The organism is Gammaproteobacteria bacterium (assembly GCA_013214945.1).
Lineage (GTDB): Bacteria > Pseudomonadota > Gammaproteobacteria > Enterobacterales > Psychrobiaceae > Psychrobium.
This window is the reverse complement of the sequence record JABSRT010000005.1, coordinates 211,317-225,265: the sequence shown is the minus strand read 5'-3', so window position 1 is coordinate 225,265 and position 13,949 is coordinate 211,317. Positions and strand designations below refer to the sequence as shown.

At 42.0% G+C, this 13,949-nt stretch carries 13 protein-coding genes; 11 read left to right on the top strand and 2 right to left on the bottom strand.

Annotated elements, in window-relative coordinates; genetic code table 11:
• Positions 1-39: 39 nt before the first annotated feature.
• Positions 40-1,410 (bottom strand): chromosomal replication initiator protein DnaA, encoded by a 1,371-nt coding sequence (gene dnaA, locus HRU23_05375; GenBank protein NRA53556.1) that lies wholly within the window; start codon positions 1,408-1,410, stop codon positions 40-42.
• A 408-nt stretch (positions 1,411-1,818) separates the two neighbouring features.
• Between dnaA and rpmH the strand changes: the two genes are divergently transcribed.
• The 5 genes from rpmH (at position 1,819) to mnmE (ending at position 5,721) form a co-directional block, all read left to right on the top strand.
• The gene (rpmH, locus tag HRU23_05370; protein NRA53555.1) at positions 1,819-1,953 is read left to right on the top strand and encodes a 50S ribosomal protein L34; all 135 of its coding nucleotides are present in this window, start codon (positions 1,819-1,821) and stop codon (positions 1,951-1,953) included.
• 10 nt (positions 1,954-1,963) lie between these two features.
• Positions 1,964-2,326, top strand: a complete 363-nt coding sequence (rnpA, locus tag HRU23_05365; GenBank protein NRA53554.1) for a ribonuclease P protein component — start codon at positions 1,964-1,966, stop codon at positions 2,324-2,326.
• Positions 2,287-2,550, top strand: a complete 264-nt coding sequence (gene yidD / locus HRU23_05360) for a membrane protein insertion efficiency factor YidD (protein ID NRA53553.1) — start codon at positions 2,287-2,289, stop codon at positions 2,548-2,550. The genes rnpA and yidD overlap by 40 nt, the downstream gene beginning before the upstream one ends.
• A 6-nt stretch (positions 2,551-2,556) precedes the next feature.
• A complete protein-coding gene (yidC, locus tag HRU23_05355; protein ID NRA53552.1) occupies positions 2,557-4,182 on the top strand; it encodes a membrane protein insertase YidC in 1,626 nt (541 codons plus the stop codon).
• Positions 4,183-4,350: 168 nt separating this feature from the next.
• Positions 4,351-5,721 carry a tRNA uridine-5-carboxymethylaminomethyl(34) synthesis GTPase MnmE gene (gene mnmE / locus HRU23_05350; GenBank protein ID NRA53551.1) on the top strand — a complete coding sequence of 457 codons (1,371 nt, stop codon included), beginning with the start codon at positions 4,351-4,353 and terminating at the stop codon, positions 5,719-5,721.
• Between the two features lie 63 nt (positions 5,722-5,784).
• Here mnmE and HRU23_05345 read toward each other — a convergent pair whose 3' ends face one another.
• A complete protein-coding gene (locus HRU23_05345) occupies positions 5,785-7,185 on the bottom strand; it encodes a methyl-accepting chemotaxis protein (protein ID NRA53550.1) in 1,401 nt (466 codons plus the stop codon).
• Between the two features lie 275 nt (positions 7,186-7,460).
• Here HRU23_05345 and HRU23_05340 point away from each other — a divergent pair, with 275 nt between their 5' ends.
• From HRU23_05340 to mnmG, 6 genes are all read left to right on the top strand, one after another.
• Positions 7,461-9,200 carry a VWA domain-containing protein gene (locus tag HRU23_05340; protein NRA53549.1) on the top strand — a complete coding sequence of 580 codons (1,740 nt, stop codon included), beginning with the start codon at positions 7,461-7,463 and terminating at the stop codon, positions 9,198-9,200.
• A 49-nt stretch (positions 9,201-9,249) separates the two neighbouring features.
• On the top strand, positions 9,250-9,777 hold the full coding sequence (locus tag HRU23_05335) for a sigma-70 family RNA polymerase sigma factor (GenBank protein NRA53548.1): 528 nt from the start codon (positions 9,250-9,252) through the stop codon (positions 9,775-9,777).
• On the top strand, positions 9,770-10,354 hold the full coding sequence (locus HRU23_05330) for a hypothetical protein (GenBank protein NRA53547.1): 585 nt from the start codon (positions 9,770-9,772) through the stop codon (positions 10,352-10,354). The genes HRU23_05335 and HRU23_05330 overlap by 8 nt, the downstream gene beginning before the upstream one ends.
• 96 nt (positions 10,355-10,450) lie before the next feature.
• Complete coding sequence (locus HRU23_05325) at positions 10,451-11,083, top strand: TetR/AcrR family transcriptional regulator (protein NRA53546.1); 633 nt, start codon at positions 10,451-10,453, stop codon at positions 11,081-11,083.
• Between the two features lie 8 nt (positions 11,084-11,091).
• Positions 11,092-11,535 (top strand): FMN-binding protein MioC, encoded by a 444-nt coding sequence (mioC, locus tag HRU23_05320; GenBank protein ID NRA53545.1) that lies wholly within the window; start codon positions 11,092-11,094, stop codon positions 11,533-11,535.
• 513 nt (positions 11,536-12,048) lie between these two features.
• Positions 12,049-13,938 (top strand): tRNA uridine-5-carboxymethylaminomethyl(34) synthesis enzyme MnmG, encoded by a 1,890-nt coding sequence (gene mnmG, locus HRU23_05315; GenBank protein NRA53544.1) that lies wholly within the window; start codon positions 12,049-12,051, stop codon positions 13,936-13,938.
• The last annotated feature ends 11 nt before the right edge of the window (positions 13,939-13,949 follow it).

The window sequence follows — 13,949 nt, the reverse complement described above, 5'->3', positions numbered from 1 at the left end:
TGGCAATATAGTTAAATCGACCATAACACTAATCTGTGTTTATGATGACAACGTTCTGATTAAGTTAGAATAGTCTTCTTTTATATCATGATTCTCTTCACGGAGCGCTTTAATGCGACGACACGCATGCAACACCGTGGTGTGGTCACGACCACCAAAAGCCTCGCCAATTTCAGGTAAACTATGATTAGTGAGCTCTTTAGACAAAGCCATCGCCATTTGACGAGGCCGGGCAACCGAGCGAGTTCGGCGCTTTGACAGCAAATCAGAAATTTTAATCTTGTAATATTCAGCGACAGTTTTTTGAATATTATCAATCGTGACTAATTTTGCTTGCAGTGCCAACAAATCACGCAGCGCTTCTTTAACAAAATCAATGGTAATTGGCCGGCCAGTAAAGTTAGCGTTCGCCATCACTCGGTTCAAAGCCCCTTCGAGTTCACGCACATTTGAACGCAAGCGCTTGGCAATAAAAAAGGCCACCTCGTCTGGTAAATGTATTTTGTGCTCATCGGCTTTTCGTTGCAAAATGGCAACCCGAGTTTCTAATTCAGGCGGCTCAATCGCAACCGTTAGGCCCCAGCCAAACCGTGACTTCAACCGATCTTCAACCCCGACAATTTCTCTCGGATATTTATCACTGGTTAAAATGACCTGATGATTTCCTTCGAGTAAGGCATTAAAAGTATGAAAAAACTCTTCTTGCGAGCGTTCTTTATTGGCAAAAAACTGAATATCATCGATCAATAGCGCGTCAACACTACGGTAATAACGCTTAAATTCTTCAATCGCGTTGTTGCGCAAGGCCTTCACCATGTCTTGCACAAAGCGCTCGGAATGCATATACACAACTTTCGCATTAGGATTTGCTTCTAAAATACCATTGCCGACCGCATGTAACAGGTGAGTTTTACCCAACCCGGTACCGCCATACAAAAATAACGGATTATAAGCGCCGCCTGGATTTTGCGAAACCTGAATCGCTGCGGCGCGACCAAGCTGATTCGACTTACCCTCAACAAAGTTATCAAAGGTATAATTACGATTGATGTTGCTGCTCAATACCGCTTGCGGCAAATCTGAGTCTTGTTCCCAGCTCGGTTTTAATATGGGCTGCTGCCTAACTGGCTGATCAGGGCGTTTACTCTGCGGCGGCTTAGCAACAGGTTTACTGCCAATATCAAAGCGCAAGGTAGGGGCTTCGTTACCCATCACATCGACCAAAAAGTTATTGATATTATCTAAGTACTTGTCTCGGACCCAATCTAGCACAAAACGATTTGGCGCATAGAGAGTTAACGTGTCGTCTTCAAGCACCGCTTGCAAGGGTCTAATCCACATGCTGAACTGTGTTGCAGGCAATTCATCCTGTAACCTATTTAAGCACTGTTGCCAAATCCAAGCAGTCACTAACTTCTCCAAAAATAAACCACAAAAAGGGCCAACATTTTAGCCTTTGAACCCTAAAATCACCAGTAAAACAATGAAAATTTTACTACTAATGTAAATATATTACCGAATAATTAAACAATAGTTACGGATCGATCATCAAAAAAAAAGGATCTTGCCAAGGATCTGCCTGATGTTTACTTATAACCATTTAAAAACAATGAGATAGAAGCAACCAATTGATTTATACATGCCGTTTTGTAACAAAAACGTGATCTTACCCACGATAAATAGTGCAATAAATGGCTTTTATCATTGACAAATTGGCTGTCATTTTTTAAACTCTCGCGTCCCTTTTAATAGGGTGTGTAAGTTGTAATGATGCAATTTACACTTAATGTAACGTTTAAATTCGATCGAGTTATTAACATGAAACGTACTTTCCAACCTAGCGTTTTAAAACGCAAGCGCAACCACGGTTTCCGTGCTCGTTCGGCTACAAAGGGCGGACGTGCTGTTCTTGCACGTCGTCGTTCTAAAGGCCGTGCAAAGCTAAGCGCGTAATAATTGACCCATGGTTAATTATTCTTATCCTCGGGAGTTAAGGCTCTTAACTCCCGATGATTTCAAAACTGTATTCAAAAAACCACTTCGTGCCGGTTCACCTCAACTCACCATTTTAGCCTGTCCCAATACCCTTGGTCACCCAAGACTTGGCTTAGCAATACCAAAAAAACAGTTAAAATTAGCAGTTGACCGTAACCAGGTTAAACGCGTTCTTCGTGAGAATTTTCGTTTATATCAGCACAATTTACTTGCCCTTGATTATGTCATCATAGCCAAAGGCGGAATTGGAAAATTGGATAATAATGAGCTAAATATACTTACTAATAGACTATGGAAAAAAATCGCTCGCCGTTACAAAGAGCAGCAATAGGCTTAGTACGGGGCTATCAAGTAATTATTAGCCCACTGCTTGGTCCACGCTGTCGCTTTACACCGACTTGTTCTCAATATGCTATTGAGGCAATTAATATCCATGGCCTGCAAAAAGGGACTTGGTTAGCGAGCAAACGTCTATTAAGATGTCATCCTTTTAATCCTGGCGGCAGTGACCCTGTCCCAGATAAAGATTATTTAACCAACAACAAAAGAAATTAACGCCTTATGGAATCACAACGTAATTTGCTAATTGCGGGCTTACTCTTCGTATCTTTTTTGCTGTACCAACAATGGCAAATAGATAACGCGCCGCAACAGCCACAATCTATTGAACAAACTGCAAATACCGTTAACGCGGATATTCCTGCTAGCAGCACTGTCTTAGCGCAATCACAGCCAAACGCCCAAACGCAACGCAAAACAATTACGGTTGTGACTGATTTACTTACGATCGCTATCGATACCCTAGGTGGTGACATTGTAGAATCATCATTAATGGCCTACCCCGTTGAAATGGGATCAGCTGATAGCTTGAAACTATTAGAACAACTGCCAAATTACACCTTTGTCGCGCAAAGCGGTTTAATCGGTGCTAATGGTCCAGATTCTAGTAAAGACGGTCGTCCACAATATGAGGTCAGCCAAGACAGCTATCAATTAGCCGATGGCCAAGACGCCTTTGAGGTTGTATTAACTTACACCAATGACCAAGGCATTAATTTTGAAAAAGTTTTTGGTTTTAATCGCGACAGTTATCAAGTGTCGGTTACCTACCGCATTAACAATAACAGCGATCAAAACATTCAGCTGCAGATGTATGCACAGTTAAAGCAGAGCATTGATAAGCCAACTGAAGAAAGCAGCATGATGATGCAGCTATATCGCGGTGGTGCTTTTTCAACCGAAGAAGATAAATACAGCAAGTACGACTTCGGCGATATGGAAGATGCTAAGCTAAAAGAAATCACCACGGGTGGTTGGGTTGCGATGCTACAGCATTACTTCGTCACAGCTTGGATCCCAAATGGTGAATCTGAAAACGTATTATACAGTCGTATTATTGGCGACGATCATGGCGCCATTGGTTTTAAAGCAGAACCTATTACTATTGCCGCTAATAGCACTGGCGAGATCTCCGCTGTACTGTATACCGGACCAAAATTACAAGATCGCCTTGAGGCTACCGCACCCTACCTTGATTTGACCGTTGATTATGGTTTCCTATGGTGGTTGGCTCAGCCGCTACATATGTTAATCACTTTCTTTTATGGCTTAGTCGGCAACTGGGGTTTTGCAATTATTATGCTGACCTTCGCTGTTCGTGGTGTAATGTACCCACTGACCAAAGCGCAATACACGTCAATGGCTAAAATGCGTCAGCTTCAGCCTAAGATGGCTGAATTAAAAGAACGCTTTGGTGATGACCGTCAAAAGATGGGTCAAGCGACCATGGAGCTATACAAAAAAGAAAAGGTCAATCCTTTAGGTGGCTGTTTACCATTAGTATTGCAAATGCCTATTTTCCTTGGTCTATTCTGGATGTTGCAAGAGTCGGTTGAACTACGTCATGCACCATTTATGTTATGGATTGACGATTTATCAGCACTTGACCCTTATTACGTATTGCCATTATTAATGGGTGCCAGCATGTTCTTAATGAGCAAAATGCAGCCATCAATGTCAACGGATCCAATGCAGCAAAAAATGATGCAGTTTATGCCTGTCATTTTCACAGTCTTCTTCCTATGGTTCCCATCAGGATTAGTACTTTACTGGGTAACCAGTAATATTGTGACTCTGATCCAGCAAACCATCATCTACAAAAACCTTGAGAAAAAAGGTCTGAAATAGATTTAGCTTGCTAGAAAATATAAGCCTGCCTCGTGCAGGCTTTTTTATGTCTGCGCTACCTGCCCGCTATTTTTAGTGCAATCTAGTCAATATTAGAAACTCTCTCCTTGGGTATGCTAAAATCTCGCCAATTATATTTACCAAGAACCCATTATGACCATCAATCAAATGTCGAGCTTCGAAACTGACACCATAGTAGCCCAAGCTACCCCACCGGGTCGCGGCGGTGTTGGCATAGTCAGAATCTCAGGCCCATTAGTCCAGCAAGTTGCGCAGCAAATACTAGGCAAAGTACCCAAACCTAGATATGCCGATTATTGTGCATTTTTGAATAAAGATGGCAGCGAGTTAGATCAAGGCATCGCCCTATTTTTCAATAATCCCAACTCGTTCACTGGCGAAGATGTGTTAGAACTGCAAGGTCACGGCGGCCCAGTGATTGTCGATATGCTCATTAAGCGGATTTTGCAAATAGAGGGGATCCGCACTGCGCGTCCTGGTGAGTTTTCAGAACGTGCTTTTATGAACGACAAAATGGATTTGGCGCAAGCTGAAGCCATTGCCGATTTAATTGATGCGACGTCAGAACAAGCGGCAAAGTCAGCCGTACAATCAATGAAAGGTGAGTTTTCAAACCACATTAATAACTTGGTAGAAAGCTTAATTCGGTTACGCATTTATGTTGAAGCCGCGATTGATTTTCCAGAAGAAGAAATCGATTTTCTGTCTGATGGCAAAGTACTAACAGATTTAAACGCCATTATTGAGCATTTAGCGAATGTCCGTAATCAAGCCCGTCAAGGCAGCTTGTTGCGTGAAGGAATGCGGGTAGTGATCGCCGGTCGCCCTAATGCCGGTAAATCATCGTTGCTTAACGCCCTTTCCGGTCAGGAACTTGCTATTGTGACCGACATTGCTGGTACCACGCGTGATGTGCTGCGTGAGCATATCCATATTGACGGCATGCCATTGCATATTATTGATACCGCTGGCCTACGTGAAAGCCCAGATAAAATAGAACAAATTGGAATTGAGCGCGCATGGCAAGAAATTAATCAGGCCGATCGCATTCTCTTTATGGTCGATGGCACAGAAACCGAGCACAGCGATCCGCACAAAATATGGCCTGAATTTCTCGAAAAAATCCCCGCGGGTGTTGGTTTATCTGTTATTCGCAATAAAGCGGATCTTAGCGGCGACAATACTGGGGGATCAACTGAAAACAACTACCCTATTTTCAATATATCAGCCAAGACCGGTGCAGGCATCGCCGAATTAAAAAACCACCTCAAGCAATGTATGGGTTATCAGAGTGTTACCGAAGGCAGCTTTATGGCGCGTCGCAGACACATAGAAGCACTTGACCATGCCACTAGCCATATTGATATAGGTAAAGAACAGTTAGTGTCTTATAACGCCGGAGAGCTATTGGCTGAAGAATTACGCATTGCGCAAAATCACCTGAGCGAAATTACGGGTGAATTTAGTTCCGATGATTTGCTGAGTCGAATATTTACTTCTTTTTGTATTGGTAAATAACCAGACTACCGCATAAACGAATGTTTCACCTTACGACCACCCGGACGTAAGGTGAATTATTTATTATATTTTAAGCCCAATCATTAACTTATCTAACTGCTCTGCCGTTTGATACAAATCATCACAACTCAATACCGACTGATTAGCCGATTGCTCGACATCATGAGATTGAGACCGGATCTCCAGCATACTGGCACCAATATCATTCGCCGCCAACGACTGCTGCTCGGCCGACGTTGCAATTAAGGTACTTAACTCAAGCACCTTAATACTATGTTGGGCAATATGATTTAAATCATTGCCAGTCATCATCACGTGTTTTTTACCGTCTTGTGCTAATGCTACAGTACGCTCCATCACCTGAGTGAGGTTTTGCGTGCCTGCTTGCAAGTCTTCAATCATCGCTTTAATTTCAACCGTAGCGGCTTGAGTTCTGCCCGCTAAGGTTCTTACTTCATCTGCGACAACCGCAAAGCCACGTCCCTGTTCCCCTGCCCGCGCCGCTTCAATGGCAGCATTTAAAGCCAATAGATTCGTTTGTTGTGAAATAGCATTAATGCTCGATACTACCTCATCAATTTTGCTGGCGTTTTCATTAAGGGTAGTTACGGCGTTAGACGCATTGTCAATTTCACTCGACAGCACATTAATTGCTTCAACCGTGGTTTCAACCCCCTTAGAGCCCTTAATCACCTGATCATTAGACGCTTTAATCTCAGCCGTCGACGACTCAGCGTTGTAAGCAACGTCCTTGACCGCCGTGGTCATTTGCTCCATTGCAGTCGCTAACGAGTCGAGGTGCTGACTTTGCGTTGACGCCAATGACTGACCGGTCTGAGCTGTTAATCTAAACGACTCAACACCTTGACGAACCTGACAGCTGGCCTGAGATATTTGTTGCACCAAGGTATGTTGACGCTCAACAAGCGTATCAACACTGACCGCTAAGGTACTAAATTCATCCTTAACCTCAAAGAAATTTAATCGATGGGTTAAGTCGCCATCAGCCGCTTTTTTCAACGCCGTAACCGTGACAAAAAGTGCGCCACCAACAAAGGTTGAAATGTAATAACCAGCCAAAAAAATAATAAATATTGAGCCGGCCAAAATAGAATAAACAAACCCATGATAATCACTAACATCATTGGCAGCAGTCTGATTATAAGCAGCTCGCCCCACCATCGATGGTTGCGCAACGTTTAAATGGCTAATCTCTGATAAAAATGTCTGTCGCTGCGACAGCGGAATATAAGCTTGAGCCTTGTCGATAATATCATTGATATTAATCTGTTGTTGCAACTGACTATTATTGTTACTTGTTAATATATTTTCAAATTTATTGCTTATTAACAAGGTTAGCGTCACTAATAATATGATTGGAATAATCGACAATAGTGCGAATTTAGTTTTTAAAGTCATGTGGATCAAAAACTGATCTATCCAACGGAATTTTACTTCTTTCATCTGGGTCTCATAAAAATGGTGGCTAACAAAATGTTAGATTACGACATAATATCCGAATGTTTTTCTGAAAAAACATCGTTAATTTACAACCGCTAAAACAGTCCTCAAGTATACAACTTCAACTAAGCAGCCCCCAGCAGATTGATTATTACGACGACCACCACCCAACAAAACGTGACAAAGATCACGTTTACATATCTAACCCAATAAAATAAATAACCCTTTTTGATCTTTGCATCGTTTATACCCTTAACTAACCCCTAAGGATTTTTATTATGCCTACTAAAATACTGCTAACATCATCAATTTCACTTGGTTTACTGCTAACTTTAATTGGTTGTAGTGGCCAATCGAGCCCAGCGCAAACCAATAAAAAACAGCCCAATCAACAAATAACCACGCCAATTCAAGGCTCCCCAACGACTGAAATACTCGCAGAACCGGCAATGCTGCCTATGCCGATATCTAGTCATGCTAAATTGGTTAGAAGCAAACTGGTGAATACCAAACAACGCTTAATGACCACAGCAGATATGAATCATTACCTGCCGCCACCAAACATCCCTGCTTACCCGGTGATCAATACTGATGAAAAAAATAGTGAAAGCTATCAAACGCTCGCCAATAATCCGGTAAAACTGGTGCAACAACAGCCAGTATCGACTTTTTCGATTGATGTCGACACCGGCAGTTACAGCAATATCCGCCGCATGATCAATCAAGGTAATTTACCACCCAAAGCAGCGGTACGACTTGAAGAGTTAATCAATTATTTTAATTATCAATACCCCGTGCCAACCACCACTAAGCAGCCCTTTCTAATTGATACAGAAATGTACGCTGCGCCATGGAACAGCGACCGAAAATTGTTAAAAATTGGCTTAAAAGGCTACCAAGTAGCAACCAATCAACTCGGTAACGCCAATTTAGTCTTTTTGCTCGATGTATCAGGTTCAATGAATCAAGCGAATAAGCTGCCATTACTGAAAAAATCATTAATGATGCTGACGTCGCAATTGGGTAAAAATGATCGGGTATCAATTGTCGTTTACGCCGGAGCTGCTGGCGTGGTGTTGCAACCAACAGCAGGCAATAATCATCAAGCGATAAATATGGCATTAAGTCAGTTGCGCGCTGGCGGTTCAACGCACGGCAGTCAAGGCATCGAACTGGCGTATCAACTGGCCAAGCAATCTTTTATTAGTGATGGCATTAATCGGGTAATTTTAGCAACCGACGGCGATTTTAATGTCGGTACCACTAACATAGAGAGCCTAAAATCATTAATCGAAACACAACGTAAATCAGGGATCGGCCTGACCACCCTAGGCTTTGGCCAAGGTAATTATAATGACCACCTAATGGAGCAGTTAGCGGATATTGGTAACGGTAATTATGCCTATATCGATAATATAAACGAAGCACGTAAAGTGCTAGTTGACCAACTGAGTTCAACGCTGCAAATCATCGCTAAAGATGTCAAAATCCAGGTCGAATTTAATCCAGACCAAGTGGCTGAATATCGGTTGCTTGGTTATGAAAACCGCCAACTAGCGCGCGAAGATTTCAATAACGACAAAGTAGACGCCGGCGATATTGGCGCCGGACATGACGTGACCGCAATTTATGAGCTGACCCTCACGAATGCCACAAACAAGCAAATAGACCCATTGCGCTATAAATCAATCACAAAACAACCAAGCCTATCATCTGAAATAGCGATGATAAAATTACGTTACAAACAGCCAAATTCCGCGCATAGTAAACTAATAACAAAAGTTGTTGCACGTAATTTATTATCAACCGCTGCAACCAATGATTTTAAATTTGCCACGGCAGTCGCAGCATTTGGTCAACTACTCCAAGGTGGAAAGTACCTTGGAAAATATACTTATCAAGATGTTATTGAGCTAGCAAATCGTTATAAAGGAATTGACGACTTTGGTTATCGTCATGAATTTATTCAATTAGTTAGAACGGTATCCTTGCTAAACCCAACACCAACTAACCAATAACTGCACGACAAGGATTAGCACAATCGATAATTTAAGCGATGCTCAACTGATGAAAAAATATTGCGCTGGCAGCCATCTTGCTTTTGGAAAGCTCTATCAACGCCATAAAGCAGCAAGTTATCGTTACTTTCTGCGCCAATGCCGCAATCATCATCAAGCTGAAGATTTATTACAAGAGCTTTGGAGCCGGGTAATAAAATCGCAAACGAGCTATCGCCATACTGCGTTATTTACCACTTGGTTTTATCGCATCGCCCATAATTTGTTGGTCGATCACCATAAACACTTAACACTAGTGAATAGCGTGGTCAGTTCGGAGCCTGACGAGGCATTAGATCTGCACCCTAACGCCTCGCCAGAACAAAATATGCTGGCACAAAAACAACGGCAACAACTGAATCATTGCTTAGGCAAGTTGCCCGCGGTCCAATTAGAGGCATTTATAATAAAACAAGAAACCGGACTAACCATCACTGATATCGCTTTAATTGTCGACGCCAGCATTGAAGCGACCAAAAGCCGAATAAGATACGCTGTGACAAGCTTAACTCAATGTTTACGGAGCTTTCATGAGTAATAATCCAGATAATCAGTCAACACGAAAGCAAGAACAACAGTTAGCCGCCTTATACCAGCAACAAGCCAACGAGAAACCATCGTCTGAAATAGATCAAAAAATATTAAACCAAGCATTAGCGCAGCTCAAAGCAACAAAAGAACTATCGTCAGCCAGCACCAAATATATTCCTTATAGTATTGCTGCAAGTGTCGCCCTAATCGGTATTTTAGTGCTCAATTACCCGCAATATTACCAATTTGGCCAGCCCGAACCCGCTCTCGAGTTAAGCGAAATGCAACCGCAATCTGTCAGCGCTCAATTAAGTCGTAAAAAAGCAGCGCCACAGGCACTACAGCGGATGGCCACTGCAGATATGGCCCCAAGTGCTGTGCCTCTAGCTGAAGAACTCTCGCCACCACAAACTAAAATTAGCGACCAGCCAAAGATAAACTATCAGGCTATAGAGCAGCTGTTGTTAGCGGATAAAAAGCCCCAAGCTATCGAGCAGCTAAAACAGATCCGCCAGCAATATCCTAAGATCATCTTACCGGCAAGATATCAGGCATTATTAGCCGAGGATCCAAGTAACCAATAAGCCATAATAAACTTAAGATCAAATTATGAATTACAATTCGCTTTATCTTTGTCGCCAATAACGTTAACTTAAACTTTTAAAGCTTGAGTGATTATTATGGCCTACCGCCCGACCGATAAAACCCGTGCCCATATGGAGTTACAGCGAAAAAACTTATTAAATGCGGCATTAGAGATAGTATCAGAGCAAGGTTTTAGCGCGCTAAGCATCATTAAAGTAGCCGCAAAATCGGGACTGGCTGTAGGATCCGTATATAAGCACTACAGCTCAAAGGATCAATTGCTGATGCAAGTATATAGTGATCTATCATCAGCTGATCTAGTGCTTGATCTTAAAATCATTAATCAATCTCAAGATGTCACAATTCAATTAAATAGCGCATTAGATCAGTTTTTTGCCAAAGCATTAATGGCCGATAAGCTGGCCTATGCCTTATTTGCCGAACCAATATCACCGATAATTAGTGAGCAACGCCAACAATATAAAGCCGAATTTAGAGGCATATTTATTGATATAATAGATCGGGGAATAGAACAAAAAGTATTTTATAATCAAGATGTAACAATGACCTCTAACGCAATAATCGGTATTCTTATTGAATCATTATTAACACCAATGCAATGGCAAGACAAAGCCATGCCAACATTCGAACGAATCAAACTAATTCAACAATGCCAACAATTTTGCCTCAGCGCTGTTATGGGCCACAATAATCCACTTAAAAATTAGGTAACACCATGAGTAATATATCAATAATAGTAGGATCAATGCTGGGCGCCAGCGAATATATAGCCGATCATTTAGCAGAAATGTTAAGCAAGGATCATCAAGTTTCTATCAATTTAGATCCTGATATTGCTCATTACGATCTCTCTAAAAACCAGCTATGGTTGGTTTGTACCTCAACCCATGGCGCTGGAGATTTCCCTGACAATATAGAACCTTTCTTTGAGCAACTAAAACAGCAAGCACCTGATTTATCTAACATTAACTTTGCTGTGTGTGGACTTGGTGATACCAGTTATGACACATTTTGCAATGCAGGTATTGTCATGGACACCCTGCTCGATAGCTTAGGAGCAACGAGAGCCTATTCTCTCAATATGATCGATATTCTCGAGCAAGAATTACCAGAAGAAAATGCCGAACGCTGGTTAAATTTATGGCTAAACACGCTTTAATATTGAACAAAACCTCAAGTTCCCCGCTTGAGGATCGCATTTTATTGCCGATCCCGATCACATTTATCAATCATTTAAATTAAGCCCCAACGATCGGATCGCGATCCAAATTAACAGATCAACACACATTCATGGTCACATTTCGAGCGGTCGCTCCATTTTTAGTCAAATTAAACTGTGGATAACTTGCTTATATCCACCTTTTAAAAAATATTATCCTCTGCATAAGTTTTGCCTTTATTTTGCCTGTGGATAAGTGCCCTTTTTATGCACAGCTTGTAACCAAGAAAGATCCTGATCCCTCAACTGGTTTTGATCTCGATTAAGATCATGCCTATCAAGATCTTAGATCGGTTACTAACAGATCACCCCGATCATTAATAATAAGAGATAATAAAGATCTTTAAAAAGATCTATTTATATTATGTGATCTCCACTGCTGAAATGATCGTTTTAGATCGCGGCTGACAATGTTAGAATATGCTCCCCTTTTTGAGAGTCGTGTGGTGAGTAATGTTATTTAATAAACAATTTGATGTCATTGTGATTGGTGGTGGTCATGCTGGTACCGAAGCAGCTTTGGCGGCCGCACGGATGGGGCAAAAAACTCTCTTGTTGACCCATAACATCGATACGTTAGGTTTGATGTCTTGCAACCCAGCAATCGGTGGCATTGGCAAGGGGCACTTGGTAAAAGAAATTGATGCGCTTGGTGGTTACATGGCCCAAGCCACTGACCTGTCTGGCATTCAATTTAGAACGTTAAATTCAAGCAAGGGACCAGCGGTTCGTGCTACCCGAGCGCAAACAGATCGTGCTTTGTACAAAGCTGCTGTTCGCTCCAAATTAGAAAACCAGCCTAACTTAATGATTTTTCAACAATCTTGTGAAGATCTTATCGTTGAAAACAATCAAGTTTGTGGTGTTGTTACCCAAATGGGCGTTAAATTTAAAGCCACCAGTGTGGTATTAACCGTTGGTACGTTCCTTGGTGGTCGCATTCATATTGGTTTAGAAAATCATACCGGTGGCCGCGCTGGTGATCCCGCTTCAATTGGCTTGGCTGATCGACTACGAGAATTACCGTTACGAGTTGGCCGGTTAAAAACCGGAACACCACCACGCATTGACGCTCGCTCAATTGATTTTTCTAAATTGGAAGCCCAACCAGGTGATACTCCACTGCCAACGTTTTCGTACATTGGCAATGTAAAAGATCATCCTCAGCAAATACCTTGTCATATCACTCATACCAATGAGAAAACACATGATATTATTCGTCAAGGTTTAGATCGTAGCCCAATGTTTACTGGGGTTATCGAAGGCACTGGTCCTCGTTACTGTCCTTCAATTGAAGATAAAGTAACCCGTTTTGCTGATAAAAACTCTCATCAGATTTTTATTGAACCTGAAGGCTTAACCACTAACGAAATTTATCCAAATGGCATATCAACTAGCTTACCTTTTGATGTCCAGGTTAAATTAGTTCAATCGATGCATGGTTTTGAAAACGCCTTTATCACGCGCCCTGGTTACGCCATTGAGTATGACTATTTTGATCCTCGCGACCTAAAACCTAGTCTTGAAAACAAATTTATCAATGGTTTATTCTTCGCCGGCCAAATTAATGGCACCACAGGTTATGAAGAAGCGGGCGCACAGGGGCTTATCGCTGGCATGAATGCCGCTCGACAAGCTCAAGGCCTAGAGTCATGGACTCCACGTCGTGACGAGGCTTATGTCGGCGTATTAATTGATGATCTGTCAACATTAGGCACCACCGAACCTTACCGCATGTTTACTAGTCGTGCCGAATATCGTTTATTGTTACGTGAAGACAACGCCGATTTACGCCTAACCGAAATTGGTCGTAACATGGGCTTAGTCGACGATCATCGTTGGCAGTTGTTTAGTGAAAAAGCCGAAGCGGTTGAGCTAGAAAAACAACGCCTGCGTTCACACTGGGTTCAAGCAAAAAGCCTTCAAGCAGAACAACTCAATAAAACCCTAAAATCGGCAATGAGTCGTGAAGCCAGTTTAGAAGATCTGTTACGCCGCCCTGAGGTCGATTACAAGACATTAATGACCATTGATGGTTGCGGACCTGGTTTAAGCAATCCAGCAGCAGCTTATCAAGTGCAAACTCAAATTAAATATGCGGGTTACATTACACGCCAGCTTGAAGAAGTAAAAAAGCAACAAAGTCATGAAAACACCTTGTTGCCGGTTGATTTACCCTTCGATCAAATATCTGGTTTATCCAACGAAGTTATTGCTAAGTTAACCGAAGCTCGCCCAGCAACCGTTGGCATGGCGGGGCGTATCTCAGGTATTACTCCGGCCGCCATTTCACTGTTACTTATTTTTATGAAAAAGAAAGGTTTGATCAAAAAAGCGAGTTAATTGTTTAATGA

Coding starts and splice junctions, on each gene's coding strand:
- rpmH (NRA53555.1), top strand. CDS start 1,819: ATGAAACGTACTTTCCAACCTAGCGTTTTAAAACGCAAGCGCAACCAC.
- rnpA (NRA53554.1), top strand. CDS start 1,964: ATGGTTAATTATTCTTATCCTCGGGAGTTAAGGCTCTTAACTCCCGAT.
- yidD (NRA53553.1), top strand. CDS start 2,287: ATGGAAAAAAATCGCTCGCCGTTACAAAGAGCAGCAATAGGCTTAGTA.
- yidC (NRA53552.1), top strand. CDS start 2,557: ATGGAATCACAACGTAATTTGCTAATTGCGGGCTTACTCTTCGTATCT.
- mnmE (NRA53551.1), top strand. CDS start 4,351: ATGTCGAGCTTCGAAACTGACACCATAGTAGCCCAAGCTACCCCACCG.
- HRU23_05345 (NRA53550.1), bottom strand. CDS start 7,185: ATGAAAGAAGTAAAATTCCGTTGGATAGATCAGTTTTTGATCCACATG.
- HRU23_05340 (NRA53549.1), top strand. CDS start 7,461: ATGCCTACTAAAATACTGCTAACATCATCAATTTCACTTGGTTTACTG.
- HRU23_05335 (NRA53548.1), top strand. CDS start 9,250: ATGAAAAAATATTGCGCTGGCAGCCATCTTGCTTTTGGAAAGCTCTAT.
- HRU23_05330 (NRA53547.1), top strand. CDS start 9,770: ATGAGTAATAATCCAGATAATCAGTCAACACGAAAGCAAGAACAACAG.
- HRU23_05325 (NRA53546.1), top strand. CDS start 10,451: ATGGCCTACCGCCCGACCGATAAAACCCGTGCCCATATGGAGTTACAG.
- mioC (NRA53545.1), top strand. CDS start 11,092: ATGAGTAATATATCAATAATAGTAGGATCAATGCTGGGCGCCAGCGAA.
- mnmG (NRA53544.1), top strand. CDS start 12,049: ATGTTATTTAATAAACAATTTGATGTCATTGTGATTGGTGGTGGTCAT.